Source organism: Christiangramia sabulilitoris, from assembly GCF_007050985.1.
GTDB lineage: Bacteria > Bacteroidota > Bacteroidia > Flavobacteriales > Flavobacteriaceae > Christiangramia > Christiangramia sabulilitoris.
The window spans coordinates 704,321-729,518 of sequence record NZ_VHSF01000001.1 but is presented as its reverse complement, the minus strand read 5'-3'; the positions used below and the strand labels follow the sequence as shown (position 1 = coordinate 729,518).

Here is a 25,198-nt window from a genome sequence, read left to right as displayed (position 1 = left end):
TCGTTAATTATTATTTCGTTCCTGGAGGGGAATAGTTATTCCCACTTTATAAATGTTTTTATAATGATCAAACCTCTTTTTTGATAGGTATTCTGCCTTGAAGTTTTTATGGCCATCATCCAAATCAGGATAAATAATCAGGCAATTTGGAACAACATCATCATTTATTTTGAATTTATTTCTTACTTCTTTTAATCTCGCATATCCACTTACCTGCCGCAGATCGTCATTCATTTTCTCATTCCAGTCATATTTATACCAGGGTTTATATTTGGCATCTGCAATAATCACATCTTTGCCATAACTAATAACATAGTCTAGTTCGTTTCCTCCTTTACCGTCGAATTGAAATTCAACCTTTTTATCTAATTCTTTTCTTAACTTACCGAGAACATAAACCTCAAATAACTTGCTCATATCGATCCAGAACGGTGGTGTGGACTGGAATTCAACCCTTGCAGAGTTTTGAGAAATATTATGCCCGAACCTTTTCAGAATTTTCTGGCCTAAATCAATGGCCATTGTGTACTCTTTATAGAAGGCATTTGTCTTAACCTTTTGCAATTCCTGTATTTCTATTTTTGAAGAAACCTTTGAAAATGCTGGGTTGATAAAATTGTAGATATCTAAGAGATTTTGTTCGCTGATTAGATTTGAATGGGATTCCAGGTAAGGCTTTACAAACTCCAGGATCTTCTTTAAGAACCGATTTTCAATTCCGTTAACTCCAAATTCCTCATAGGAGCAGACATTACTGAGCTCCCTACTTTTAAAATGATTCTGCTTAAGGGTCTTGCCGATTAATATCTTTCCTTTTACCCTACTATTTAGGTTTCGTTCAACCTTATAGTATGACTTTTTAATTCCCTTTCGAACAATTGACTTTAATTGTCCCAGAAACTGGAGAATCAAAAAAGGCGTAAGAAAATCCTTTTGATGTTCTAAGTGTATCTCAGGCTTATCCCATTTTATCACAAAAAGCTCTTCAATATCCTCAAGGAGCTCAGGATTTTGAAGACTTTCAAACAGCATTTTCAGAAAATCCACTTCCTTCAGACTATCTGTTTCTCCAACTGCTTCTGGATTTGGTCGATCATTAAACTTTGGAGCTACATAAATACTTTGACCGGTTTCTCCTATGTGATCAACTCCAATAAAGTAGCCGGTTTTTAGAAGAGCATTCTTCTCTTCGGTTCTGTTCAATTCAAAACAAAATCCATCTTCTTTCTTCTTCGGAAAATCTTCTCGGAAGCTCCATTGGTCTTGGAAAATTTCTTTTGGAAGGACTATGCCGGCATTGCAGTGCTCATAAGTAGAAATCAACCTAGTTTTGGCGCAGTACATCTTCCTTGATTTCTTTAATTTTGTCTTCTGCCTTTTTCAGAAGTATTCCGTCGTTCACATATTCATTGAGAATAGGGAGCACTTCATATTGGAACTTATTCTGTAGCTCTTCTTTACTGTCCGCAAGAAAATAACTATGACCCAACTGAACATCTTTACTGTTGAAATCTGAGGCCAAAGTACCATTGAGGAAAAGCGAAGTAACTTCTTTAAACAGTTTTTTTGCATCCGCGTTGGTTATTACTTCTTCCTTAGGTAATACATCAATAAAAGCAAACCTTCTTCTTATGGCATAATCAATATGTCCCACACTTCGGTCGGCAGTATTCATTGTTCCAATGATATATAGGTTTGGAGGAACGGTAAGGGAACGACTTCCTTTGTATTCATACATACCGTCTACAGGAGTTCCTCTGTATTCCAAGGCATAAATAAGTTCGCCGAGTACAGAGGGAAGATTGGCCCGGTTAATTTCATCAATTATTAAAACATATTTTTTCTCTTCAACTTTTTCAGGTCTATCAACTTCGGCAGAGGCTTCTAGCGTGTTTTGCTTTCTAAACTCTCTGAATTTTGTAAGGACATTAAAGAAGTACGTCGCGTGCTGCACTACCTTACCTGGGAATATTTCCCGATTCTTCAAATCCTTTCTATTTTCTACTTCAGATTCTTCCATCCTGATAATTTCAGCAAACGGAAATCTGAACTTATGACTCCAAACCTCCCCGGTATAAAGAAAGGCCTCCTCATCGATACTTTCAATATATGCTTTATCACTTATTGGATATTTCCCCATTTCTTCTAATTCATCGGTGACGTGATCTATATAAGATTGCAGATCGTCTTCTAAAAGATTTTCCTGGTGAAGTTCGGCGGTATTTTTTCTGCTTTTTTCGTAATTCCTGGTTGCTTTTTCAATTAAGTCTCCAAAGACACGATTATTAGTCTTGTAAGAAATCTGGCCATCTAAAGTTTCTACAGATATTCCTCTTACAAAATCTTCGTAGGTGTAGGAAGGGTGGAATTGAACCAATTCAAAATATTCTGACTTTCCAAGCTCCTTCAGATCATCTTTCCTTTTATCTGGATCTTGAGAAATAGGCTTATTAAAAATAATTTGATAAGCTAGTTCCTGAGCAGTATAGGTCTTTCCTGTTCCGGGAGGACCTTGAAGGATTATCTGTTTCTTATATTCTAAAAGTTGGGTAGCTTCCTTCATCTTTTTTTCCTGAAGTTTTCGTTTGTATAATTTTATAGCCGTATTTATAATTTTGGATTTTCTGATCTGAACTATTCCTGTCCTTGTTTCGTAATCAAAACTTTCTTCCTCGTCAAGTTCATACCATATGGCATCATATATTTCAACCCAATTTTCAAAATCTATTTCGTAGGTTTCAAAATCATTTTCTAATTCAGGATGTTTGATAACTTGCTGAGGGGCTGATATTATCTTTACGATTGCTCTTGCTTTGTAACCGTTAAAGATTACTACAAGATCTCCTTTTGAATATCTTTTTTTATCTACGCCAATTGCAAATTTTTTATTCCTGATAAATTCATAGAAATCTTTTTTCCCAGATCCCCAGTTACATCCTAGTTTGTGAATGTTCATTTATTGATTCAGTCTTTAGTTGGTTACTTATTTTGTAGTTGTAAATTTTAATTTTCCTCAGGATGCTCTTTTTTAATAATCTCCTCTGCCGCTTCTTCCGTGAAAATATCCTCAAAACACATCATTATTGTGTACTCATCAAGCTCACCAAAAAAATCGGCAGCATTTTGTTCTAATGAATTGGCAGGATCAAAATAACCGGTTATAAAATTTAGAGGTTCACTAACAACCTCTGAAGGTTCTGCCTTGTAGATTTTCTCAAGAAAAACACAATCCTGTGTTTGGAATATCTTTAAGGAAGAAAGATCCGGGTTTATATAAAATGGATATTGATCCTTTAAATATGTTAAGATTTCGATGCGATCGTTTTCCCTGTTCAATTCAATGTATTCTTCTTCCATTTTTTTTCTCCAGAATGAAGATATCAGTTGGTCTGCGCAAATTAGTATTAGGCTTAGCGAGCATAGACTTCTTTGTGTTCACTTTCACTAATCACAGTATCATATCCCCCTACGGCCTGTCCTTTATGCCTGTTTATTCCGGTATACTCCAAACTGTCGTCTTCATAACGTTTAAACTTGTAAACAGCATCATTCATCAGGGAGCTATTAAAGACGCCTAAACTTACCAGTAATTCGAAATCTTTTACGCTAAGTCCAGTAACCTTTTTAAAAAGTTCAGGCTCAAGTTGTGTGATAATATCTTTTAAAGTATGCTCACGATAATCTGTTAAGTACATGAAGACAGGAATACGAGTGGCAAATTTTATAAGTTTTTCCTGAATCTGTTTTCTGAGACTCTTATATTCTTTTTCTTCCTCAGTCAACTTCTTTTTCTCCTTCTTATCCATCTGCTCATCATTCTTCTCTTTTTTGGCCTTTTTAACGGCTTCAGATTTATTGATGATGGTTTCTATATCTTGATTCAGGGATCTGAATCCTTCAATATTCATCAGCGCATTTAAGGCTTCAGGATTATTTTTAATCCTTTCAAGAGTACCGTTGTCTACATTTACAAGTAAAGCAGATTCCCATCTACGAGCAAGAAGTGTTGCAGTGGTACCGCTCATTGCAATATCAAGGACACCCGCTGCATCTACCTGTTTCATGGAACTACCGTCATAAGCAAGGACAGGTAAAAAATGAATGAATTCTGCAACATTTTTTTCAGGATTGGACTCATTTACATTCAATCTACAGGCATAATCGGCTACCTGACTTAATGCCCGGTTAGGAGCAAAATCAAAAACGTAACATTCTTTCTTGATAATTTCCGTTTTGTTAGGTGATTCCCCATCAGGATTTTTTATGGCCCACGGAGTTTGAACCCTAAACGCTGCCTGGAAATAAGTCTCTGGACTAGATGAATTCCGTAACATAAAAATTCCCGTCCATGGTTTCACAGATACACCTGTGGTAAGTTTACCGCAAGAAAGCGTAATAGTTTTCGTTTTTAAAGGATTATCCATCGCATTTAGTACGGGAGGTAATGCTTCTACGCCTATTCCTGCTTGGGTTCCGGCAGCCACTAAGACTTCATAATCATGAAAGAATTTATTGTTGGGCCGCGACATCAGGTTTTTCATTGCGTGACAAGAAGCAACACTTGGTAAGAACCAGAAGGTGTGATTCAAAATGCTTAACAATCGCGAATCAGAAAAAGGCATAGGTGGTTTTTTTGCCCCTAACTTTAAATCATCAAGAGTTGTTTCTGAAAAGCTACCACGTATGAGGTCTAACCATTTTTGAACATAGCTTTCCATTTTAAAGCGTGCGCCATCACCAATGCCTATAGCTTCAAAGAAGACATTCAGATCAAACTCGTTGAATTCGCCTCCAATTGCTATTTCTCTGATTGAATCCGGCATTTGGTAAGTAAGCATAACCATTCTTGGAAGACTCTCATAAGGATTATTTTCACCTCGCCATTCCTCTTTAGCGCGTTGCTCGTCAGAATATGTCCAGTTAAATATTTGCTCTTCAATAAATTCCCCTGAAGTTATGGCTCTAAATGGGGTTCCGGACAGGTAAAGAAAACCATTGGTGGTAATAGGAATCATGTCTTCATCAAAATATTCTATACCTTCACCTTCGCCGAATTTTTTTTCTTTGGTTTCTTCAGATTCAAAAAGATCTTTAGCATTTTCCCTCCAGGCCCCATAGTGATATTCGTCAAAAACCACACAATCCCAATTCGTAGCGTGAACCCATTCATTTTTTGTTTTAATACCACCGGTGGATGTGTTTTTTCCTAAATAATCCTGGAATGAACCAAAACAAACGAATGGTTTATCTGGATCAATATCTTCATAAGATAGACCATTACGGCTTACAAATTGCCAGCCTTCAAAATCAACGTGGGTCAATAAATCTTCCTCCCAGGCACTTTGCACAGCAGGCTTGAAGGTGAGTACTAGTACTTTTGTCCAACCTTGTTTCTTTGCAAGCTGATAGGTCGCAAAGGTTTTTCCAAAACGCATTTTAGCGTTCCATAAGAAGTGAGGAGCTTTATTAGGATTTTCTTTTCTATAGCTCTCAAAGTACCGAGCGCATTTATTCACAGCCTCTCTTTGTTCTGGACGCATTTTAAAATCGAGTGAGCGATTTTCCTCATTTAGCTCCCCCTTCCTTAAAGCAATAAGTGCGGCTTTAAGGTCTTTAAGACTACAATCAAACCATTCGCCACCAGTATTTTTGAGGCCTTTTCGTTTTAAATAATTATGTACATCAAAATCGGAGAAGGCAGAACCATCATTACGCATGGCATTTTCTTCCAGTACAATACGATATTCTGCGCGGGTAGCACCAATTTGTTCTTTAATTCGTTCTTGAGCGGTACGGTTGGTATAGCCGATTTTTAGTTGTCCTTGGCGGCTATTGTCATTTGGTAATTCGTAGGCATAAATTGTTGGATTAGCCTCCGATTTTTTTGGGAAGAATTCTTTATTCATATATCTCTAATTTTTGAATCAATAAACTCCCACTCCTCTTCGGTAATATTCCACCTTTTCTTTAATATCTCATCCGTGAATTTCTGATTATAGTTGTCTAAATGTGGGATAAAAGCGAATTTCTCTCGAGTTACATCCTGAGAAACAACTGTTTGTAGTAATAAAAATCGAAAAATCTTTGTAAACAGATATGACTTAAAGGATTTAACCTTTTCTTCGCTTTGGGATGCGTAGGCAACTATGTATGTTTCGGTACAGATCTCACCTGGTTTAGCAATAATTACATTTCCATCATAATAAAAACCTACGGGTTTTGAGAAATCAGTTTGACCTGCAATTGGAGATTTAGGAATTAAAAGCTTGTATTTATCTTTTATTTTGTATCTATCATTAATCTCATCCTGCTTTACTCTTAATAATCCTAAACGTTGCGAAAAGTGGCATCTAATTCCTTCTTTTGAAGGTTTGTGATTACCACGTAACCCGAAAGGTTTAGAAGCAGAAATTATCTCATTGAGGAAATGCTTAGGAGATTCGATTTTATGAATTTTTCTAATTATTGGGACTGCCTTACTGTGTCTTATGAAAATTTCAAATTCATTTAGTGCCCTTTCGGATGAAACTCTTTTTTCGTCATATTGATTTGTAATTTCGCATAACCCTTTACTATCCCTATCCCACAAAAAATAACAGATTCCACCGGCGATATCGACTCCTGGAAAAACCTCAGCAGAATTTTCGAAATCTACAAGTTTCCTAATGCGATCATCATTAAGCATATCATTTCTAAATTGGTCCAAACCTTTTCCGCCTGCGTACCATCTTGCAGGGATAATCATAATTAAAAATCGAGGGTTTAAATTCTTAGCTTGTTCAATAAACTTATGATAAATTGGGCTAGCGCTTCGGCTATGCCCACCATCACTTAATTGATAGGGTGGATTGCCAACAATTACATCAAACTTCATGTTAAAAATATTTTGAGCTTTATCTGTATGAATAAACTGATAAGCATAGGTTTCTAAATCATCTGTTCTGCTATATACTTCTTCACTTGCCCCGCAGTACATACATCTTCCATTTTGCCAGGTGTGTTGTAAACGGTCATATTTTATGTTTCCTTGTTCAGAGTCAAAGGTTGTACAAATTGAGTATTCCCCATTAGCCTTTTTTGTGCAATAGGTGCTTCTTCTGGCAAGTAGGGCAGTAAGTTCGGTAATGGCAATGCCATAGAGCTGCCTGGTGAAAATGTGATTAACCCTCTCTTGTTGATCTGGAATTTGATCTTTTAGACCTTCGTTAAGCCGTTTCGCTATTTCTCGAAGGAAAACACCTGATTTTGTGACTGGATCTAAAAACGTCGTTGCTTTGTTTTTAAATAACTCCTGCGGTAACATGTCTAGAATCTCATTTACTAATTTTGGAGGTGTAAAGACCTCATCATTGCTCAGGTTGGCTAGGCACGAAAGAACGTCTGGATTATAATCTATATTAAGCATTCGATGAAATTTTTAAAAAATGTACAAGGGGAAAATCTTTTACGGGCTCATTAATTGCAGCCGGCTTTCCTTCCTCATTAAAAATGGAAAATTGGTGTGTTTGTTCTACTAAAAATTTAAAGACATAATCACGTCTTTTAAGCATATTCCCCTTAACGGCAGACCATTCTGAGAATATTATAGGTTCCCTGGTTTCGGGATTTGAAAAGTCTAATGCATCCCCCCATAATATATTTCGGGTTAACAAAAACTTCACAGAATTACGGCACTCCTCTTTGCATTCTCTTTTATAGAGTCTGGAATAAATTTTATTAAACATTAGGAACAGGCGCTCCCGACATTCCTGAGCATTATCTTCCAAAATATCAACACCGTAAATACTAGAAATAGCCACTACAGCATAGAGTTCAAATTTCAACTGGCTTTTTTTGTACTTAGCTTCAACAATAGCCAGTTTTCTCTTTAAGACTTCTGCTAAAAAGTTGCCATTACCACATGCCGGCTCAAGAAAACGAGAGTCGATTCGCTCTGTTTCTTGTTTTACGAGGTCCAGCATTGCCTTCACTTCTCTTTCGGAAGTAAAAACTTCTCCGTGATCACTTATTCGTTTTTTTGATTTTACTTGCTTATTCATCCTCTAATCAGGAATTTATTATGGTATTCTGTATCTCTTGGTAATTCACAATAGCATCAAAGCTTTTACGATTAGTAACAGAAATTATACATTAACTATTGTAAAAATTTTGGTGCTGGATTAAGCTGCTCTTCTTTGTGTGTAGGGAAATTAAAGAAGAGAAGTAACAGCAGTAAATCTAGAGAATATCTTAGGTGTTTAAAAGGAATAGAGTTACTTTTTTTAAGAAAATTTTTGAATTTCATCTTCTCGAATTTCGTTATTTTATTCATTATAATACCAAGAAAAGTTAGAATTAATTCTACTAAGTCAAATAAAGTTTTTCTCCAGTTTCCCTATAGATTTTAAAAATCCCCTCAATTTTTTCCTTTTCCCCATAAGTGGCGATCATTCCGGTGGAACGACTGGAGAAGAGAGCATTGTCATAGAACCATGAATTAAGCTTAGAGGCTATTCTTTCTTTTATTGAGGAATCCTTCAGACTTTTAAGTTCATTTAGTTCCTCTTCCAGATCGCTCTGTACTTTGGCCAGCCTATTAATGCTTTTGTCAATGATTTTTAATTTGTTAAAGGCATTAAGTAATAAATCTTTTGCAACCTCATCACCCCGTTCTGTAAGATAGTGGTGAGGAGTCTGTCTTCCAGGACCCTTTATTCCGCAACTATTTTCCCAGTTTTTAAATGGAGATGTTATTCTCACCCTTATGTAGAATTTGCTTTTTTCGACAATTTCACCTTCCACAAGTGTTCCTTTCACAGTAAGCGAAATATTTTGTTTTTCCATAGAAGATATATTTAAATTTTTTGTTTAATCTGGCAAGCGCCTTCTACATTCTAGAAGAACAGACACCACCTCTTATTCGCCTTGGAAATTTGCTATTCCTTTTTTAGTAGATCTGTATCCAGTTCAAAAAATTCATCATCTTGAAGGGAGAAAATATTATTCGCGATTAGTGCCCCCTTTTCAGTTAATTTCAATTTTTCGTTATCTATTGTGAATTCGTATTCTTCCATACATTCGATGACAGAATCGCAATTCTGAAGAATTGAGAAAATTCCATCGAGAATCTTATCTCCCTCTTCTTTTGAGGGATTAATTTTTCTTTCTCCCTCCGGTGTATTTTCAAAAAATTCCCATTTTTTAATTTCAGTGGAATCGAGGTTATAATCTGTTCCTTCTAAGGAAATAACTGCAAAGGCATTAGGGCCCAGGACACTCTCAAGGAGGTTGTGGTATTCATCATCAATTGACTCAAATTCGTCTTCGATAGCATCCAATGTGTAGTTGTAATCTTGTTCATCCTCATAGAATGTTACCTGAATTTTGGATGCTGTTGCTTCATTGGTTTCTATAATATCCCAGGCAATACTATCCAGGTGTTGCTCCAAAGCAGGATACTGAAAATTAAAGTAGGCGGCTTCCAGCATTGAGCTGTTCAACTGGGTATATTCTATTTTGACCTCACCAAGAACCTCATCTCTGCACAAATAGTTTATTAAATCGTGACTGTTGTTAAATTTTACTGCTGCCATTCTAATAAAGTTTTTAAGAATTCAGAGATTTTATATTACAGGCCGGAGTTCTTTTTTTATTATAGTCATAGGTTTTGGCTTCTTTGCTCGTCTTACGCCAATAAAGTCCATCATTGTAATTAGATGAATCTTCATCTAATTCAAATACACCTCGAAACCTATAGAGAATGAATCCTAAAGAGTCTCTTACCCGGGCAAATACTATTCTACGCTTTAAAGGGTCATTTAAGTGATACGTTACGTGTTTAAATCTTTTTTCTTCGCTTTCTATATTTCTTTCCCGGATCAATCCTTTTTCCTCATCATAAAAATTTTCCCATGCACCGTTAGGATATAACTTTGGAAACCATATCATAGTATTTTCCTCATATGGGTGTTTAGCACCTGCACGTTGAAATCCTTCATAGTTTAAACCCAGCGCCTTGCATCCGTCCACAATTCGCCTAAAAGCAACTTTGTCGTTCGTAGTTATTTTTCCTTTTTTTATCCAGGTATCTGGATTGAATTCTTTTTCAGGACTCCAGGAATCAAATTCTCCTGTACTTTTTCTTTTAATTACAAGCGTCTCAATTTCAGTAACGATTTGGTCACATTGATCATTAATTTCCTTAATTGTAGTGTTCCAAACGTCAACTCGTTTTGGAGAAACTCCCACTACATTCTGAAAATCTGCATCACGAATTTTGTCAGCTTCCTGCTGATCTAAGTGATGTCCTTCATCTATTTCAATAAAGTAATTCAATTGGGGGAAATAAAGGTCCGCCAGGTAATAACCATCTTCTCTTTTTACGTATTGCTGGGTAACAAACTTTAAATCCAAATTATCCAGCCGATGAATTATCCTGGAGATGACGTAGTTTTCGAAATTTTTTTTATTTGTTCGTGCAATCTGCTTTTTTATGTATTCTTTTTTGGTCAAATAATATTTAGATTTCGGCATGAATTAGGTTTTTAGGAGTAAATGTTTAGGTTTTCCCATGGTCTTTCAGCCAATAGGGCAACTGCAGGATCATAAAGCATTGGAAAAAGCTCTTCCAGACCTTCATCTTCTTTTGTTTCCCATAAATTAAATCCTGATCTATCTATCTCATATCCATTGTGATCAAAATTCTTTATGCGTGGATCCACATATACGTTGAAAGGATCTTTCTCAATCACAAAACCGTTTGCCCATAACCAGGCGAGGTGAAAAAGCTTGATATGATAGTCCCTCGTAGGTTCATCATCATAGTGCTCCATGTTGGGGAAAAAAGTCTTCCATAGGGCTTCCTGCTTTTCAACAGGAAATGAATTGAAGTCAAAAACCGGCTCTTTAAAAGGTAGATTTCTCATTTCCAACTCCAAAAATTTATTGGGGAAATCCTTTTTCAGACGGTCAAATTTCTCTTGAGGTATTTCTTTGACCACTTCATTTGCCAGGAGTTCAGCATTTTTTACATCCTGGTGATCAAAAGCAACATCATTGTCCGGTGTCTTGCCAAGATCTATTGTGGTGGTGTTTCCTTTCCTGCTAATGTTGGAATCAGAAACATCCAATTGCAAGAAATTGGAAGCGTCTGCCGCTACATTCGCAATAAATTTAAAATTTGGGATATTGACTGCCCAGCTCTCAAAGGATTCCTGATGGGAATTCATATCTATTATTTCAAAGCCTATAAACTCCTTCAGGAAAGCTACGTTCATTTCATGAACTTCATTCTCGTATTCAAAAGTCAGCACGACTTCGTTCAATAAAAACTGGTCAATTAATTTCTGTTCCGGCAATATGAGTTGAAGACGTTTTACCAGCTCAAACACGTCTTCCTTTTCAAAAATTCGGTAAATGCCCGTAATAGCCATCAGGTAAAAAAGTGCCTGGACTTTAGGAGTGGTCGTTTCTTTATTTTCAGCAAAAATGTGCTGGAAATTTTTCAGAAATCCAAAATTCAGTTTAAAATCGTTCATAAATTATTTTCTTTTTATGTAATTCTTCTACAAGTTTAAGTGATAAGGACGACAATTGTTGACGTTTAGAAAGCATAAGGCTGTCTTTAGTTTTCTCTTCTTTACTCTTCCAGAAAAGCTTTTACTATTTGATTTATATTGTCTGTAGAAGGTTGCACATTCTTTATCTCTATCTTTTTCACTCCCTCACGGGTTAAGAAATCTTTCCAATACAGCTTTAGAATTTCAAAGTCGGTTGGTGTTTTGGTGATCCTTCCACTTTTGGTTTTTGAGCGTCCGTTTAATTCTAGCATGAGGACTTCCACACCTTTCAAATTGGGGTTATTTACAGGTTTTATCTTATAGCCAGAAGCCTTAAAAGCTTCTTTTAAAGACATTTTAGTTTCCAGATTATTATAATATTTCCTGAATTTTTCAATTTGGTGAGAATTCAATAATTCACAAGACCTGTCTATACAAGAATTAATTGAATTTCTATTAGCTACCTCTATAAACCCATCTGTTAATAAGACGATGATATTTCTGGATATATCTTTCGCCATCACCGTATTAATGGGATTCGTTAAATTGAAGTAGTTTTCGTCTACTACCTGCTTGAAAAATCCCCAGGTGTCGGCTGTGTAAAAACTACCTCTTTCAAGCGCGTGCTGATATATCTCGTGGACGGCAGAATTAAATTTAGCTATATCTGTATTTATAGCATTTTCACTCCTGTTTCTAACGTAATCTACGCGCTTGAATTGATCCTGACCAAAAGCGCCCAAATCAAGACTTAGATCATCCTTATAACTATTATAATCCCTGAATTCTAATGGATTTAAAAGGCCATAGGATAATTTGTCTTTTTGAAACGCCAAGCGATTATAGTTCCTGAATACATCAGGGAATATGTGTAGAATTTCACTTATTATCTCCCGGTCTTCGAGTTGTCTAGGATATAATTCGTCATCAAGTCTGTTGGATAGATCAGAGACAATTTTAATGTTATAGTGAGTAATTAAATTTGGTTTTTTAGTCCTGGAGCTACCCTGACCGTAAAGATTTACAGCGGAATAAAGAAAAACTAAAATAATTATAAGAAAGGAATATCTATTTCGCATTTCTAAAGGTTTCATTGGTCCATTTTTCAACTTCATCCTGAGCTTCAGCAAATTTATCATCGGCAAGTTCATTATTGTAATAGGAATAAAGCCAGTCTTCCCATCCAGACATGAAAGTGGTAACTCGTTCCTTGAAAATATTCTTCGAAACAGGAACCTGATCACTATCAAGATATGCTAAAATTTTATCCCTTTGATTACCTAATTTCTGTTGTAAGAGATTGAGGTCTTGCTGAATTTTATCAAACCTCATTTTTTGTTCATACTCCAGGTGATTGATATCGATATTGCATTGAAGGATATTTGAGTTTTCCGCGATAATTTGATTATCCAGGTCGGTAACATCCTGTTTGAATTGCTCTATTTGATCCTTTACTTTTCCAATTTTTTCTTTTAAAATTTCAATCGTTTTTTTGATTCTAAAGTGAAGGACGTTTCTACTTTTATTATCCAGCTGGCTATTAATATGTTCAAATAGAGCTCCCCAGGCCAGATACGGTACAGCTCCCAGGACTAAAACTATCCAGAATCGGGCAATATGAAATACCTTTTGCCATTCCCATGGATCAGATTCCATTCCAGCCTGGTAATCTATCAGGTAAACGTTTTTAGCAATTAAATAGGCTAGAAGTCCATCTAGGACCACGGCTGCGAGTAGATAACTATACCTAATAATCCATTTTTTCTTAATACCGTGAAAGAGAAAACCAAAGACTATAGGTAGTATAGTAAAAAAAGAGATAAATATAACTGTAGACCAGCCTCTTTCAAAGGCCAGTGTTAATGCCTCACTATTAAAAATTTCCATCTCCGGAAGCTTCCCATATATAGCCATATAGTTCATCGCATCCTCACGGCCATATAGAATTGTATAGATTATTGAAGAATAAAAAAGGAATAGGTAGCCCGTAAGTAAAATTAGAATTCCCGCTTCCAACCAGACTCTTCTCCTTAGTGGAGGAGGAGTAAGATCTAACTTAGCCTCTTCAATTTCCATTTCATAAAGGGGTATTTTATTTTCACTATCGGGTATTTTATTGTTGAGAATATTATTTTTATTGTTTTCCAGTTTTTTAATCTGTTCTTCAGAGTTTTGTATTCTTAGCGTTAAAGTTCTTCGTTGCGCTTCAGTACTTAATCCAACAGTAGCTTTTTTCTCTTCGGCTTCCTGCTGATGAATATTCTGGTAATTATCTATTTTATTTTCTAGACGAACTCTGAGTCTTTCTATTTCTTTTTTATCAACCTCTGTATCTTCTATAATAGATTGATAAATTTTATTCATTTTATTTGATATTACGTCTGGATTACCATGAGTGTTTTCAGCAGCCGTTTTCCCTTCCTTTTCCAGTGACGCCTTGTCGTAGTTAGAAACTTTAGAATTAAGGTAAATATTCCATTCTTCGGCAAAATCTTCTTCTATTTCGCTGGTTTTCTTTTCAATTTCAGATTGTTCAGGTTCAGATGCCACTTCCGTTTTTTCAACCGGAATACCTAAAATTTGATTTTTTAAATCTTTAAATTTTTCTATATACTGGTTAATGGAACCTTCATCAGTTACAATATGAATATTCTCACCATTATTTGATTTTGCATTTACCGTCCAGTTATAAGAACCGGTAATCACTAATTTATTATCTACAATGCAAAACTTATGGTGCATGGTACCATATCCCTTCACCGGAAAATAGTCAATTTTAATACCCTTTTGTTCCAAAGGACTAAAATCTACATTTCTGTTTATTTCATTATCTGAAATAATAATTTCTATTTTCACCCCGCGCAAGGCAATCTCCTCTAATTGTTCAATTATTTCTTTATCAGTAAACCAGGCTACGGCTACTCTTATGTTTTCTTCAGCGGAATGAAGTTTTTCAATTATTCTGCTTTGAATGTCCTCGAAATGAGTCTCTGTTTGCATGATTGGATTAGTTTAAAAGTAGATAAACTACTGAGTATTGAGAATTGAATTTTTTAATTATCCGGTTTAAGGAAAATATAATGGTCATTATTTATTTTTCAATTTTTCCTCTGAGGAGGAAATAAACAAACCATCTTGTAGGGAGAGATGTGAATTAGGTAAATCTAAAAAAAAAGCTTAAAACTTTAATAAATAAAAAATAGAGAAATGTTTAAGAATTAATATTCGTTTGATTTACAGTTTTTTAAATGAATGTTAAAATTTTAATTTTATTAAACTATTACTAATATTTTCATTTTACTTGAAACTTTCTGAGTTTTAAAAAAGATGCCGGATTATCTTTGCTTTGTTCATTTCCAAAGGTCATATCAAAACAAAAACTAGTGTCGAAAGGATGCCCTTCCAGAGTGATCCAAAGATATCTGCCGGAATTATTCAGTTCTTTCTCTGTTAAGATTTTATAAAGAGTAGAATGATGGTTTTCATTCATATAATACTCAGAAAACTTTTCCTTAAAGTCTTCTCTTAGATAAGGAAAAGATCCTCCTTCAAATTTAATATAATTAAAAACAAGAGCAGGAGAGGGGTTAAATTGTTCTGGGTCTAATACTTGATGACCAGTAACTGGGCAATAGAGATTTTCCATCTCATTAAATCCTAATTCCTTCATGTTTTTTAATTTTTGTAAATGTGGATTCTTCTAATTAGCCTTGTAATTTTATTTTCCCTGCCATAGTAATTGGCATGCGCCACGGCAAACTGCACCACACTAACTAAAATTCCAGTAATAATAAAAAGGCATTGATAAAGCAGTGTGGAATAGTATTCAGAAATCAAAAAAACAGACCCTAAAATGATTAGAAGAGAGATAAGGAATATGATCCAGATTCCATTTTTAATCCCTAGGCTCATAAAAGTTCTGCCTATAGAATTTGTTTCATCATTTAAATTTCTAATTCTTAACTGGGTGGAATAGCAATCCAGGAATTTGGAAAGTGTCAATAATGCTGCAGTGATATATACCATTAGCTCTAACATTACTGCTTTTTTAATTCCAGGTTGCCATAGCCGGTACTGGTCCAGTAAATGGTAATCTCATCTATTCGGTTAAAAGCATAGTTTATAGAAATTCCCTGCACATAGTCGATTCTAAGGCTATATTCGCTATTGGATATTTCTTCATCCACGGTTATCTCACTTATTTGAGAGTATTGTTGAAGCTGGGCTTTATGACTTAGTTCGCTGCTACCCATATCCAGGATGAGATCGTCGCTGGTAAACTTCAGACCAGTTAAGGTTGTGGATCCATAACCATCTTCTGCCCGCCAGGTTCCATGAATCCATTCCGGGGGATTGATGGAATCATTTGATTTGCTGGATGATTCATCCTTACTACAGGAAACTGCCAACAAAATAATTGTTAGCAGCACTACTATTCTTTTCATAAAATTCTATATTAGGTTTGTATGAATATAATTACAAGTATATTGTTTTATTACGGTTTCCCATAAAATTTTTATTTATCTACTTTGAGTTATCTGGAAAACAGCAAGCAGATCACCTACAGTTTGTGCCTCATCCAGACCATCGGGATTAGTGAGATATTTTTCAATTTCCGGTGGAATTTCCATTAGACACAGGGACAGGTTGATAACGTGATCTAAAAATCCGTCGGGTTCAACCTCGCTTGTTAGATATAATTCCTGTTGCCCGTTACGGTCTTTTAAAAGGTCATCGATAAAAATTTTATATTTCTTCCCTTCCCGCACAAGCGGTAAATCATTCACTGCCATAGATAAGCTACGGGAATTAAGGTCTTCTATCCTGATATCTGAATTCTGGCCTGCAACTGTTTCGAAAAAACCGGAAACCAGTGAGAGCGTATATAAATTTGAATCTTCCCGGATACATTGCAAGGGTAACTTAAAAAATTTGCTCAGGTAGTTTCTTATCTCCTTATTTAAATGTTGCTGGGTTTTTATTTTGGGTTTAAAATTAATTTTACCGCTATATTCCTTTACTCCCCAGGGATTATTAAAAACCGGTTTGTAGTTCATTGCCTTTTTCAATTCTGCCGGGAACTCAGTTTCCCTGCGGTAGGCCCAGTAACATAAATCATTAAGATGTCTCAGCAGGAATTGATACCTCCGGTAGAACACACTTAGCCTGAATTTCTGAAAAGTATAATTTTTCATACTGCGATAACAATGTTCTTTAAATTCTTCCTCGGCCCGGAAATGTAATTCCCGGTAGAGCGAGCTTATATCTTTCCCTTCGACGTTTAAATCCAGCAGGGAAAACGGCTGGGGATTGCTGAGATATGCCTGCAGGTTATCGGTTTCCTTAGTCATGGTCGCTTGTTTTACAGAATTATTATTTAATGGTTTTGGGTTTTAGAAGCCCTTTCGTAAAAGACTGGATTACCGTCCTCGCAGAGATCATAATTTCCTTTCCATGCTGAGTATAACAGATTTCCTGTTCATTCCTCCAGATCACCTGTATTCCTTTAAATTCGGTTTTTGCGGCTTTAAGGTACATCATGGTAAGGCCTTCGGCGATCTCTAGAGGCACCTCATTGATCGTATATAGTTTGTTCCCTACAAGAATTACCGGAGGTGTTTCTAAATCTTCTATTTCCTTAATGACCGAAAAATCGATTTGTCGATCCTCGAGTTCTTCTTCCAAGGCAGTTCTGATGGCATTATATCTCTTTTTAGATTTGGGTTTTTCCAATTCTATATTGTAAAATGCCACAAGTCCGTTATTCGAAAGCTTCTTAAAGAGCCTCATATGCTCAATATAAATATTCTTATAATATGGTTTAAAATTGTTCATATTTCTATTCCAGGTTAGAAAAAAATAAGAATAAAAACGCCCATAACCGGAAGAATGGGCGTTCTAAGTCAAAACAATCAAATCAAAACAATCAATTCCGGTTTTTAAAATCAAATATCATTACGATTACAATGTTACACCCAGATTACGTCAATTGGTGGCGTTCTGAAAATTATCTGCTATCTTCCGCTTTTCGAAATTAATAGATGTTCCATTAAGGCAGTTGTTCTCTATATCGATGCATTCGGTGTAGGATTTATTTTGCGCGGTAATTTTAGGAAGGGGAGGCTCAATTTCCATCCGGATATCGCTATAATCCAGCATAAATAAGATAGCAAGTAAAAACCAGGTATGGGAAGTTTTGCGCATTGGGATCATAGAAATTAATTTTTGGATTTTCCGAACAGGGAGGAGTAACTATACTCATCTACTCCCAGCCAGATCATTAAAGTGCAAAAGGGATACCTTTCCTTTATATGGTATAGGTAACGGGTGTCTGGATCACGCCAGGTTACCGAATCCATACTGGTGAGGGTTTTGTTATAATAATCTGTCAGCGAAGCCCTTTCAGATAAAGGATAGATGAATTTCATATGAGAACAGCGTTCGTCCCCATCGTCCATTATGACGAAATAAAATACGATGGAAACTTTATATGGCTGCCTGTCTTCGGGATTGGCTATATCTGTATATGAAATATATGGTTTATCAAAATCTCCCGTCCCGGCCGTGTAATCTGTTCCAAAAGCCGCAATAATATCTTTCTTTGATTCTCCCAGTTGTGCCATCACTGTTGGGCATATAAAATTCAATAGAATCAATATTTTTAAAAATTTGCTGGTCATAATAGAAAGTTTTTATTGGAAAATTGTTTAATACCTCGGATATCAGACCGTCCGCAATTTGTCATTTAGTCCCTGGTCCTGAAGATTAAAATCGAATCCCATACTGGCCATACTTAATTGTCCAAAATTGATCAGGATCCGCTCATTTACATGCATATAATTTTCTTCCAGAATAGTATTATAAAGTTCTTCTGAATCCTGAATCTCTCCACGAGGGGAAAAGTGCTGCGGAAAGCTTTCCTTAATGCTTTGGTGAACATATTCGAACTCCTGCACTTCATGCAGATAGAAAAAAAGCATAGCCGGAGAAGGACTGAAGTCTTTTTCAATACCCATGATTTGTAGCCCCGTAACCGGACAAAAGAATTCATCTGGATCCAGATAAAGGTCAAGTTCCTGCATAATAATTTTCTTTTTATTGTTTTCTATAAATTCTAAAAATAACCGGGATTTATATAACTCAATTCAACCAACCATGATACACACATCCCGTAGGGCATCGTAATCGATCTTGAAATCCTTACCGGTCCAGATAGCTTCGGCACTTTTGAGTCTGTAAGTATTACCCTGGTTCCAGTGGCTGCCAACATAATCATCTATCAGGTCTTCTAACCATACCTTATCACCGGCCTGAAGATCTGGTGGTATAAGATAGGCTGCAAAAGGTTCTGGAAAGGGATCGGGATAATACCAGGTCCAGTCGATAACCTTTTCATACTCATCATGATCCCGAAAATCAGCACGAAAATCGCCCACAACCTCTATTTCCCCGGTAATCTTATGCTGAAAAACAGCATATTTACTCCGGATTTTTTTAGAAGGCTCAACCTTTTTTACCAGCGGAAATAAACCGTTTTTTGCCGCCTTGTTAATAGCCTTTTCAGATCTGCCGGTAGTAATTACGGGCAAAGCATTTGGATTAGCTTTTAGATTATTCATTTTAAATAATTATCAAATTAGACTGGTTTAGATCTATGCTGATACATTTATCCGGATCATTTTTTACGATTTCAAGGAGATCTCTGTCTTCAAGATTTGCTGTTTCCAGAATATCTTTCCTGCATTCCCGGCAATTCATTTTATCTCCGGAAACCTGTTCGAGTTGTGTATAGCTAACCTTAAGAGGACAGTGCAACTTTTTTATGAAGTTTCCGGAATCTGTATAAAGATTTCTGTTGATCAGGTCTAGTTTCATGATTTCTGGTATTTGTTAGGTACTTAGTGTTTTAAATCCTTCCTGATAAATAATCTTCCCAGTATCCCTGGCATTCATTTCGATAGGTTTCTGCCGTGGCATAATCAGCATAGGCATGCTCTATATAATCCCTGATCAAAACTATTCATCATTATCCGGATTTTTTATATACTCATAATGGGTGTCTAATTCAATTCTTAAAATATGGCTTTTCTTGTTCGGGCTCCAGGTATCTATGTGCAGGGATTTTATCCTTGACAGATCCAGCGTAATTCCACCATGAGTAAAAACACAGGTTTTCTTCATTAGTAATTTGCTTTTGAACAAAAGTAGGTTCCGGTAACGACAAAAAATGACGTTTAAAATTTTAATTAATCTGAAAGGAAATAATTCAAGCAGGATCCTTTAAGATTAAATAAACTCACGACATCATCTGTCCGCACCTCAGTTTATTCTTGTGTAAATTATAGTGGATATGCTTACAAATAATAAACATGAAGCCTTAACCGGCATTTCAAATATTTATAATGCTTTAGAGAAAAAGAAACTTGCTCCGCAGGCTTTTAAAAAAGTAAAAACCGAGCTGGAAAGGCTCGCAGAAAAAATGGATTGTTCAGAAGAAGAAGCCTTTATCTTTTCCCTGATCTTTACTTTAAACCTGGAAGAGTCTGTGGCCTGCTACTCCAGTATTAGCAAAGCCTTAGGTTGTAATGTGATTGAGATAATGACCTATTCATCTTCATTCCAAACGCTAGTAAATAAAAACCTTGTCATTGAGAAGAAAGGAAGGAATCATTACGGGAAGACTTCTCATGCCTTTATTATTTCTGACGCTATCCAGGCAGCGGTCATTAATAATGAGTTTCCTTTAAAACCGGTGACCACTGAGATTAAAAATCAGGTGGAAGTTCTTGAAGAGATATATAAGATCTCCTCGCGGTATAACGAAGAGGAGATCAGCTTCTCTGAAATGTCCCGAAAGACAGATCACTTGCTGGAGCGGTATGGAAATTTTTCTCTTCTTAAAAACATTAAAGCTTTCGAATTAAATGATACAGACAGGGCATTGCTGCTTTATATGTTATGGAAGACCATATCTGGCAGTGAAACGGTATATATGTCTGTAGCCCTGGAAGGCTTAATTAAAAATGCCTCCAGAAGGGTAGGTTATAGTCAGAAACTGATTTCCGGAGAAAACGACCTGATCAGGAAAAATCTTATTGAGCTGGATAAAGCAGGATTTTTTAATGATTCAGATCTAAAACTGGCTGAAAATGGAAAGCTGTTGCTGGAAAAGGAAGGAATTAAGATAGGGGAGGCAGATAAAAAGGATATCATAAGCAGTGGTAGTATTCGTGCAAAACAACTTCACTATAACGAGAAAGAAACGCAGAATTTAAATCTCCTTTCTAAAGCCCTTAAACCTGAAAGGTTTCTGGAAGTGCAGGAAATGCTCGATGCTAAAGATTTACCAATTGGGTTTAATTGTATTTTCTACGGACCACCGGGAACGGGGAAAACGGAAGGAGTGTTACAATTAGCCAGGAAGACTGGAAGGGATGTCATGAGGGTGGATATTAGTGAAACAAAGTCTAAATGGTTTGGTGACAGTGAGAAATTGATAAAAAAAATCTTTACGAAATATGAAAGTATAAGAACCTCACAGACAATGGCTCCAATATTATTATTCAATGAGGCCGATGCCATTCTGTCTAAACGTACTGGAATTTCAGATTCGAATATAGATCAAACCAAAAATACCATTCAGAATATTCTTCTGGAAGAACTGGAAAATTTCAAAGGTATTTTCATTGCAACTACCAACCTTATTGATAATCTGGATGCTGCTTTTGAGAGAAGATTTCTTTTCAAGATTCAGATCGATCGGCCTGGGAAAATTGCCCGGGAGAAAATATGGCAAGAAAAACTGGAATTTCTAACTCCTGCAAATCATTTGGAGTTAGCCCGGAAGTTTAAGTTTTCAGGAGGTGAAATAGAAAATATAACCCGTAAGATCTTAATGCATGAAATCATTAATTCTGAAAAAATTGATTTCGAAGCGATTCTGGAGTTTTGTCATCAGGAAAAGTTTGAATGTAATTCAGAGAAAAATTTCAAAGAAAAGAAAACCACCATTCTTGGTTTCCAAAACAAGAAAGATGAAAAAATTAATATGGTTAGATGATATACGAAATCCTATAGAGACCAGGATGGATTGGCTGGCTTACAGCCCGATTGGGAGGGAGGTTGAAGTAGTGTGGTTAAAGGATTACTACCAGTTCACTGAATGGATACTGCAGCATGGTTTGCCGGATGGGATTTGTTTTGATCACGATCTCGGGGCCAATACTCCCAGTGGATACGAATGTGCGAAATGGCTGGTGAATTATTGCCTGGATAATCAGTTATATCCACCATTATGGAGTTCTCAAAGTGCGAATCCTGTAGGGAAGGTAAACATAAACAGGCTCCTGAAGAATTTTGTTAGGAGCAAAGAAAAGAACTGAATTTAATATTGTGCTAATGCCGATTGAAGATCTCTCACCACATCTTTCCGGAATTCTACAGGCTCGATCACTTTTACCTTGTTTCCGTAGGAGAGAATTTCCATTTTGAAGTCAAATGTTGGTCGTATGTAATAGCTAAATCGAATCTCTTCTTCAGATTTGCTGATCAAAGATTGACTTAGATGGAGAGGAAGTGATTCCACATATCTTCCCTGTTCCGGAGTAAAGGAAAGAATGACTTCTACTGGTTCCTCCTCGGTACCATTAATGATCCCAAAACTATCCCGGTATTCTTTTTCAACGTCAAAATGCACCGGAAGAAATTTCGACTTTTCAAGGACCAGATCCTGGATTCTATCTAATGAAAAATTCTTGAATCTACCGTCTTTTTCATCCTTTGCGATGAGGTACCATCTATTCCTTGCCTCTTTTAAGGATACCGGAGCGACCTTTCTATCCTGTACTGAATCATCCCAGAACTTTTCATAAGTGAACGCTACATATAGTTTATTCTGAATAGCATGTAGTAAGCCTGCCATATGTTCTGTTCCCAGAGATCTTCTTTCTTCAAAAATCAGGCTTTCTCCAAATCCTCTGGACATTCTTATGGCGTTGAGGATCTCAAAATTCTCCCGGAGCCTCTTACTTGGAAGATCTTCCACATCTTCCCTGATAAAATATTTATTAAGCCTTTTATCTGAAGTGATCTCAATTTCATAGATAGAAGCGATCGCCTTGATATCTCTTTGTAAGGTTCGTTGAGAAGTTAATAGATTATCCTCGATGGCATCTGGATCTAAAGAAAGTTCATTTTGTATCTCGTCATAACTCATAGGCCGGCGCCTTAATAATGAGATGATCCTGGTGTATCGTTTAATTGTTTGGTTAACAGACATAATATAGATTTAATAACAAATTCCAGAAAAGAAAATGGCAAGCTGTTCCCTGAAAATATCCAGAGGAATACGGTGCCCGTTCTTCTGGTCTATCGTTATGGAAAGATCTGAAGCTTTATAACCGCCTAAGAATTCTAAGGTATCAGCAGGGTCTACAATATCATCATTTCCTCCCAGGAAAATTTGCTTGGTGTGTAATCCTTTTACATGCTGCGCTTTAAAATTTACATGCCTGTATTTTTTCAAAGGTGGATTAAATATAAGGGCAGGCCTACCTATATTTTCAGAAATAATAAAGGCATTTAATGCCCCCATGCTGCTACCAATCACGACATTGAAGTGAGTGTCACGATATTGCTTTAGAATTTCAACCGGCTGTATATGCTTGTTTTCATATGCTGTATCTGGCGCGAAGACCTTTCCGTATTGTTCGAGTAATTTTCGTTTGGGTTGGCTAAGTTTACTGTGAAGCCCGTGGAGATATAAAATATTCATCCTGTGAATTTAAAGGTTCAGCACAAATAAACCAAGAGCAGGCGACAAAATATGTCGCACTGTGAAATAGATTAAATATCTAGGGATGCGAACAGAGGACTGCTAAAAATAAACCGAATTATAAGGAGTCGTTTCAACTGCATCTATAATTAAAGTTCCTGCACTTTTCCCATAGAGATATATTAAAATTCCAGTATTTTCCGGGAGGATCCTGAAATATGTTCACACTATATATTGTGTTGATTCGTACCTTAAATCGTTGAAAATATTAGTATTAATTATTAAATATTTAGGGTGAATATTTATTTTTTCACTAAATTTATAGGGTCATGCAGGGTGCTAACTTTTAGTAGAGCTGAGAAGATACCTGTTGATTATCTGGATAATGCCAGGTGAAGATTATGACAGGTAAAGGGAACAGTAAATGTGAAATATTCATTTATGTTCCCTTTATTATTTTAGCTTATTTGATCTCTTTCAATATAAGTACCGGTAACCTGGGATCGAAGTTAAGATCGTTCGACCTGGTCCTCTGGAAGAGCCTCGAGAAAAATCCCTGTTTTCTCTGGTATAAAGCCAGCAGATCACATTCACGGCTTTCTATAAAAAGATGTACCCCGGTTGACGGAGTGGTCTGGGTGAGACTATGCGAATAAAATGGAATATCTTCCAGATGTTTCGCTAACTCTTCTTTGATCTCTTCCTGGTCTGGGGTTAATGGTTTGCTTTCTGTATTAATATAAAGTACCCTTACCGAGGCTTGCAGCCCTTCGGCAAGTTCTACCAGCGGCACCAGTTCCTTTTGCTTAAATGGCAGCCTGTAATTGGTGGGGAAAACGATTTCCAGATCCTTGTCTTTCTTTAGTTCGTAATCCTCGGGAATGACCAGTATAGGGCATTTTTCCACTTCTTCGGTTATTTTGGAGATCTTATTGTCATGACCTACATTGATCCCGGCCGTATCCCCCGGTGCTCCCAGGACGATGAGGTCTATTCCAAATTTATCAGCATTTTCCTGAATACCTTCTATGAGGTTCCCCTGGTGCGAGATTACTTCAAACTGGTGTTTTGGATTTTCTTTTCTAAAACCCAGGCCTTTCATCATCCTGTCCAAACCTTTCTCTGAAGTTATTTTTTCACTGTCTTCATCATCCTGATTTCTTCCCAGAGGCAGAGCATCTGCCAGGAAGTTATTTGAATGGTAGGCATTGATAAGATAAAAAGTGCAGGCATGCTTCTTATACAGATTCATCGCAAAAATGAGTGCATTCCAGGAATGCTTGGTAAAGTTGGTAGGGATTAAAATGTGTTTTTCCATATTTCCGGGATTGGATTTGTAAATATAATCAGCCAAAGTTCATATTCAGAAATTTCCGCGATTAATAAGCGACATTTAATAAAAACCTTTATTTATTCAGGTAAATCATGATAAAAATGAATCTTTTCGTTAAAAATGATGCGATAGCATTAAAGTTTTAACCAATTCAGTCTTTTGTTTCAAAACCAGAGGCATAATTTTCGCGTAGATATATAGAACTTAAAAGAGGAGGTTTTATATGAAGTATTGACAATTAAATTAATTACAATGATTGTACAGTTGATTATGAATCATTGAATTAGCCAAAAGAAAAGCCGGATATGATTCCGGCTTTTTTTCATTTATCTCTAATTCTTAAAAGATGAATGCCAATAGAATACCAGGCCCGAAGCGGTAAATATACCCTACCAAATCTACCGCATCTTAAATTGTGGCCTGGAATTTCTTTAATTGAAACCTGAGTTATAAAACCCAACCCACTAGTGTGTTTTACCGGTATTTTGTTACACAAAAAACTAAAGAATTTTTAATAAATATTATGGAGGAATAATTGGAAATTGAGACTCAGTA

At 36.2% G+C, this 25,198-nt stretch carries 28 protein-coding genes; 2 read left to right on the top strand and 26 right to left on the bottom strand.

The annotated features are described in order from the left end of the window. Positions 1-3 precede the first annotated feature (3 nt). The 23 genes from FGM01_RS03435 to FGM01_RS14505 all read right to left on the bottom strand — a co-directional run bounded on the left by FGM01_RS03435 (position 4) and on the right by FGM01_RS14505 (position 19,718). On the bottom strand, positions 4-1,344 hold the full coding sequence (locus FGM01_RS03435; RefSeq protein ID WP_143409734.1) for a 5-methylcytosine restriction system specificity protein McrC: 1,341 nt from the start codon (positions 1,342-1,344) through the stop codon (positions 4-6). Next, a complete protein-coding gene (locus FGM01_RS14625; RefSeq protein WP_208012702.1) occupies positions 1,325-2,956 on the bottom strand; it encodes an McrB family protein in 1,632 nt (543 codons plus the stop codon). The genes FGM01_RS03435 and FGM01_RS14625 overlap by 20 nt, the downstream gene beginning before the upstream one ends. 47 nt (positions 2,957-3,003) lie before the next feature. Next, on the bottom strand, positions 3,004-3,357 hold the full coding sequence (locus FGM01_RS03425; RefSeq protein WP_143409733.1) for a hypothetical protein: 354 nt from the start codon (positions 3,355-3,357) through the stop codon (positions 3,004-3,006). Between the two features lie 53 nt (positions 3,358-3,410). After that, complete coding sequence (locus FGM01_RS03420; protein ID WP_143409732.1) at positions 3,411-5,906, bottom strand: GIY-YIG nuclease family protein; 2,496 nt, start codon at positions 5,904-5,906, stop codon at positions 3,411-3,413. Continuing rightward, the gene (locus FGM01_RS03415) at positions 5,903-7,405 is read right to left on the bottom strand and encodes an Eco57I restriction-modification methylase domain-containing protein (RefSeq protein ID WP_143409731.1); all 1,503 of its coding nucleotides are present in this window, start codon (positions 7,403-7,405) and stop codon (positions 5,903-5,905) included. Before FGM01_RS03415 ends, FGM01_RS03420 begins: the two co-directional genes overlap by 4 nt. Then, positions 7,398-8,039: a DNA methyltransferase gene (locus FGM01_RS03410; protein WP_143409730.1), complete on the bottom strand. Its 642-nt coding sequence runs from the start codon at positions 8,037-8,039 to the stop codon at positions 7,398-7,400. The genes FGM01_RS03415 and FGM01_RS03410 overlap by 8 nt, the downstream gene beginning before the upstream one ends. A gap of 304 nt (positions 8,040-8,343) precedes the next feature. After that, entirely contained in the window at positions 8,344-8,823 is a 480-nt protein-coding gene (locus FGM01_RS03405; protein ID WP_143409729.1) for a hypothetical protein, read from the bottom strand. 92 nt (positions 8,824-8,915) lie between these two features. After that, on the bottom strand, positions 8,916-9,572 hold the full coding sequence (locus tag FGM01_RS03400) for a hypothetical protein (protein ID WP_143409728.1): 657 nt from the start codon (positions 9,570-9,572) through the stop codon (positions 8,916-8,918). Positions 9,573-9,585: 13 nt separating this feature from the next. Further along, positions 9,586-10,512 (bottom strand): AbaSI family restriction endonuclease, encoded by a 927-nt coding sequence (locus FGM01_RS03395; protein WP_143409727.1) that lies wholly within the window; start codon positions 10,510-10,512, stop codon positions 9,586-9,588. 11 nt (positions 10,513-10,523) lie between these two features. Next, complete coding sequence (locus tag FGM01_RS03390) at positions 10,524-11,516, bottom strand: hypothetical protein (RefSeq protein WP_143409726.1); 993 nt, start codon at positions 11,514-11,516, stop codon at positions 10,524-10,526. A 101-nt stretch (positions 11,517-11,617) separates the two neighbouring features. Beyond that, positions 11,618-12,631, bottom strand: coding sequence for a hypothetical protein (locus FGM01_RS03385; protein ID WP_143409725.1), 1,014 nt, complete (start codon positions 12,629-12,631; stop codon positions 11,618-11,620). Further along, on the bottom strand, positions 12,606-14,537 hold the full coding sequence (locus tag FGM01_RS03380; RefSeq protein WP_143409724.1) for a phospholipase D-like domain-containing protein: 1,932 nt from the start codon (positions 14,535-14,537) through the stop codon (positions 12,606-12,608). The genes FGM01_RS03385 and FGM01_RS03380 overlap by 26 nt, the downstream gene beginning before the upstream one ends. A gap of 292 nt (positions 14,538-14,829) precedes the next feature. Then, entirely contained in the window at positions 14,830-15,207 is a 378-nt protein-coding gene (locus tag FGM01_RS03375) for a hypothetical protein (protein ID WP_143409723.1), read from the bottom strand. A gap of 5 nt (positions 15,208-15,212) precedes the next feature. Then, positions 15,213-15,575 carry a hypothetical protein gene (locus tag FGM01_RS03370; RefSeq protein ID WP_143409722.1) on the bottom strand — a complete coding sequence of 121 codons (363 nt, stop codon included), beginning with the start codon at positions 15,573-15,575 and terminating at the stop codon, positions 15,213-15,215. Then, positions 15,575-15,982, bottom strand: a complete 408-nt coding sequence (locus FGM01_RS03365) for a hypothetical protein (protein ID WP_143409721.1) — start codon at positions 15,980-15,982, stop codon at positions 15,575-15,577. The genes FGM01_RS03370 and FGM01_RS03365 overlap by 1 nt, the downstream gene beginning before the upstream one ends. A 75-nt stretch (positions 15,983-16,057) precedes the next feature. Then, positions 16,058-16,888 (bottom strand): hypothetical protein, encoded by an 831-nt coding sequence (locus tag FGM01_RS03360; protein ID WP_143409720.1) that lies wholly within the window; start codon positions 16,886-16,888, stop codon positions 16,058-16,060. A gap of 22 nt (positions 16,889-16,910) precedes the next feature. Further along, positions 16,911-17,372, bottom strand: a complete 462-nt coding sequence (locus tag FGM01_RS03355; RefSeq protein WP_143409719.1) for a hypothetical protein — start codon at positions 17,370-17,372, stop codon at positions 16,911-16,913. Between the two features lie 150 nt (positions 17,373-17,522). Continuing rightward, complete coding sequence (locus FGM01_RS03350) at positions 17,523-17,750, bottom strand: hypothetical protein (protein ID WP_143409718.1); 228 nt, start codon at positions 17,748-17,750, stop codon at positions 17,523-17,525. A 5-nt stretch (positions 17,751-17,755) separates the two neighbouring features. Beyond that, positions 17,756-18,217 (bottom strand): hypothetical protein, encoded by a 462-nt coding sequence (locus FGM01_RS03345; protein WP_143409717.1) that lies wholly within the window; start codon positions 18,215-18,217, stop codon positions 17,756-17,758. A 42-nt stretch (positions 18,218-18,259) separates the two neighbouring features. Next, complete coding sequence (locus FGM01_RS03340) at positions 18,260-18,619, bottom strand: hypothetical protein (protein WP_143409716.1); 360 nt, start codon at positions 18,617-18,619, stop codon at positions 18,260-18,262. Between the two features lie 63 nt (positions 18,620-18,682). Beyond that, the gene (locus FGM01_RS03335) at positions 18,683-19,156 is read right to left on the bottom strand and encodes a hypothetical protein (RefSeq protein WP_143409715.1); all 474 of its coding nucleotides are present in this window, start codon (positions 19,154-19,156) and stop codon (positions 18,683-18,685) included. A 1-nt stretch (position 19,157) separates the two neighbouring features. Then, on the bottom strand, positions 19,158-19,412 hold the full coding sequence (locus FGM01_RS03330; protein ID WP_143409714.1) for a hypothetical protein: 255 nt from the start codon (positions 19,410-19,412) through the stop codon (positions 19,158-19,160). Between the two features lie 141 nt (positions 19,413-19,553). Further along, positions 19,554-19,718 carry a hypothetical protein gene (locus FGM01_RS14505; protein WP_166435182.1) on the bottom strand — a complete coding sequence of 55 codons (165 nt, stop codon included), beginning with the start codon at positions 19,716-19,718 and terminating at the stop codon, positions 19,554-19,556. Between the two features lie 169 nt (positions 19,719-19,887). Here FGM01_RS14505 and FGM01_RS03325 point away from each other — a divergent pair, with 169 nt between their 5' ends. Continuing rightward, on the top strand, positions 19,888-21,597 hold the full coding sequence (locus FGM01_RS03325) for an AAA family ATPase (RefSeq protein WP_143409713.1): 1,710 nt from the start codon (positions 19,888-19,890) through the stop codon (positions 21,595-21,597). Next, a complete protein-coding gene (locus FGM01_RS03320) occupies positions 21,572-21,919 on the top strand; it encodes a cyclic-phosphate processing receiver domain-containing protein (protein WP_243735753.1) in 348 nt (115 codons plus the stop codon). Before FGM01_RS03325 ends, FGM01_RS03320 begins: the two co-directional genes overlap by 26 nt. Positions 21,920-21,921: 2 nt before the next feature. Here FGM01_RS03320 and FGM01_RS03315 read toward each other — a convergent pair whose 3' ends face one another. The 3 genes from FGM01_RS03315 to FGM01_RS03305 form a co-directional block, all read right to left on the bottom strand. Next, positions 21,922-22,815: a helix-turn-helix transcriptional regulator gene (locus tag FGM01_RS03315; RefSeq protein WP_143409712.1), complete on the bottom strand. Its 894-nt coding sequence runs from the start codon at positions 22,813-22,815 to the stop codon at positions 21,922-21,924. A 9-nt stretch (positions 22,816-22,824) separates the two neighbouring features. Then, positions 22,825-23,310, bottom strand: coding sequence for a YqiA/YcfP family alpha/beta fold hydrolase (locus tag FGM01_RS03310; protein WP_143409711.1), 486 nt, complete (start codon positions 23,308-23,310; stop codon positions 22,825-22,827). 463 nt (positions 23,311-23,773) lie between these two features. Continuing rightward, positions 23,774-24,628, bottom strand: a complete 855-nt coding sequence (locus tag FGM01_RS03305) for a universal stress protein (protein WP_143409710.1) — start codon at positions 24,626-24,628, stop codon at positions 23,774-23,776. Between the last annotated feature and the right edge of the window lie 570 nt (positions 24,629-25,198).

Excerpts from the sequence above, each read along its gene's own strand:
- FGM01_RS03365 (WP_143409721.1), bottom strand. The coding sequence starts at position 15,982 with ATGAAAAGAATAGTAGTGCTGCTAACAATTATTTTGTTGGCAGTTTCC.
- FGM01_RS03395 (WP_143409727.1), bottom strand. The coding sequence starts at position 10,512 with ATGCCGAAATCTAAATATTATTTGACCAAAAAAGAATACATAAAAAAG.
- FGM01_RS03305 (WP_143409710.1), bottom strand. The coding sequence starts at position 24,628 with ATGGAAAAACACATTTTAATCCCTACCAACTTTACCAAGCATTCCTGG.
- FGM01_RS03325 (WP_143409713.1), top strand. The coding sequence starts at position 19,888 with ATGCTTACAAATAATAAACATGAAGCCTTAACCGGCATTTCAAATATT.
- FGM01_RS03390 (WP_143409726.1), bottom strand. The coding sequence starts at position 11,516 with ATGAACGATTTTAAACTGAATTTTGGATTTCTGAAAAATTTCCAGCAC.
- FGM01_RS03405 (WP_143409729.1), bottom strand. The coding sequence starts at position 8,823 with ATGGAAAAACAAAATATTTCGCTTACTGTGAAAGGAACACTTGTGGAA.
- FGM01_RS03385 (WP_143409725.1), bottom strand. The coding sequence starts at position 12,631 with ATGAAACCTTTAGAAATGCGAAATAGATATTCCTTTCTTATAATTATT.
- FGM01_RS03360 (WP_143409720.1), bottom strand. The coding sequence starts at position 16,888 with ATGACTAAGGAAACCGATAACCTGCAGGCATATCTCAGCAATCCCCAG.
- FGM01_RS03425 (WP_143409733.1), bottom strand. The coding sequence starts at position 3,357 with ATGGAAGAAGAATACATTGAATTGAACAGGGAAAACGATCGCATCGAA.
- FGM01_RS03410 (WP_143409730.1), bottom strand. The coding sequence starts at position 8,039 with ATGAATAAGCAAGTAAAATCAAAAAAACGAATAAGTGATCACGGAGAA.
- FGM01_RS03315 (WP_143409712.1), bottom strand. The coding sequence starts at position 22,815 with ATGTCTGTTAACCAAACAATTAAACGATACACCAGGATCATCTCATTA.
- FGM01_RS03330 (WP_143409714.1), bottom strand. The coding sequence starts at position 19,412 with ATGAAACTAGACCTGATCAACAGAAATCTTTATACAGATTCCGGAAAC.
- FGM01_RS03320 (WP_243735753.1), top strand. The coding sequence starts at position 21,572 with ATGAAAAAATTAATATGGTTAGATGATATACGAAATCCTATAGAGACC.
- FGM01_RS03380 (WP_143409724.1), bottom strand. The coding sequence starts at position 14,537 with ATGCAAACAGAGACTCATTTCGAGGACATTCAAAGCAGAATAATTGAA.
- FGM01_RS14505 (WP_166435182.1), bottom strand. The coding sequence starts at position 19,718 with ATGAAGAAAACCTGTGTTTTTACTCATGGTGGAATTACGCTGGATCTG.
- FGM01_RS03310 (WP_143409711.1), bottom strand. The coding sequence starts at position 23,310 with ATGAATATTTTATATCTCCACGGGCTTCACAGTAAACTTAGCCAACCC.
- FGM01_RS03335 (WP_143409715.1), bottom strand. The coding sequence starts at position 19,156 with ATGAATAATCTAAAAGCTAATCCAAATGCTTTGCCCGTAATTACTACC.
- FGM01_RS14625 (WP_208012702.1), bottom strand. The coding sequence starts at position 2,956 with ATGAACATTCACAAACTAGGATGTAACTGGGGATCTGGGAAAAAAGAT.
- FGM01_RS03355 (WP_143409719.1), bottom strand. The coding sequence starts at position 17,372 with ATGAACAATTTTAAACCATATTATAAGAATATTTATATTGAGCATATG.
- FGM01_RS03400 (WP_143409728.1), bottom strand. The coding sequence starts at position 9,572 with ATGGCAGCAGTAAAATTTAACAACAGTCACGATTTAATAAACTATTTG.
- FGM01_RS03370 (WP_143409722.1), bottom strand. The coding sequence starts at position 15,575 with ATGTTAGAGCTAATGGTATATATCACTGCAGCATTATTGACACTTTCC.
- FGM01_RS03340 (WP_143409716.1), bottom strand. The coding sequence starts at position 18,619 with ATGCAGGAACTTGACCTTTATCTGGATCCAGATGAATTCTTTTGTCCG.
- FGM01_RS03375 (WP_143409723.1), bottom strand. The coding sequence starts at position 15,207 with ATGAAGGAATTAGGATTTAATGAGATGGAAAATCTCTATTGCCCAGTT.
- FGM01_RS03345 (WP_143409717.1), bottom strand. The coding sequence starts at position 18,217 with ATGACCAGCAAATTTTTAAAAATATTGATTCTATTGAATTTTATATGC.
- FGM01_RS03350 (WP_143409718.1), bottom strand. The coding sequence starts at position 17,750 with ATGATCCCAATGCGCAAAACTTCCCATACCTGGTTTTTACTTGCTATC.
- FGM01_RS03415 (WP_143409731.1), bottom strand. The coding sequence starts at position 7,405 with ATGCTTAATATAGATTATAATCCAGACGTTCTTTCGTGCCTAGCCAAC.
- FGM01_RS03435 (WP_143409734.1), bottom strand. The coding sequence starts at position 1,344 with ATGTACTGCGCCAAAACTAGGTTGATTTCTACTTATGAGCACTGCAAT.
- FGM01_RS03420 (WP_143409732.1), bottom strand. The coding sequence starts at position 5,906 with ATGAATAAAGAATTCTTCCCAAAAAAATCGGAGGCTAATCCAACAATT.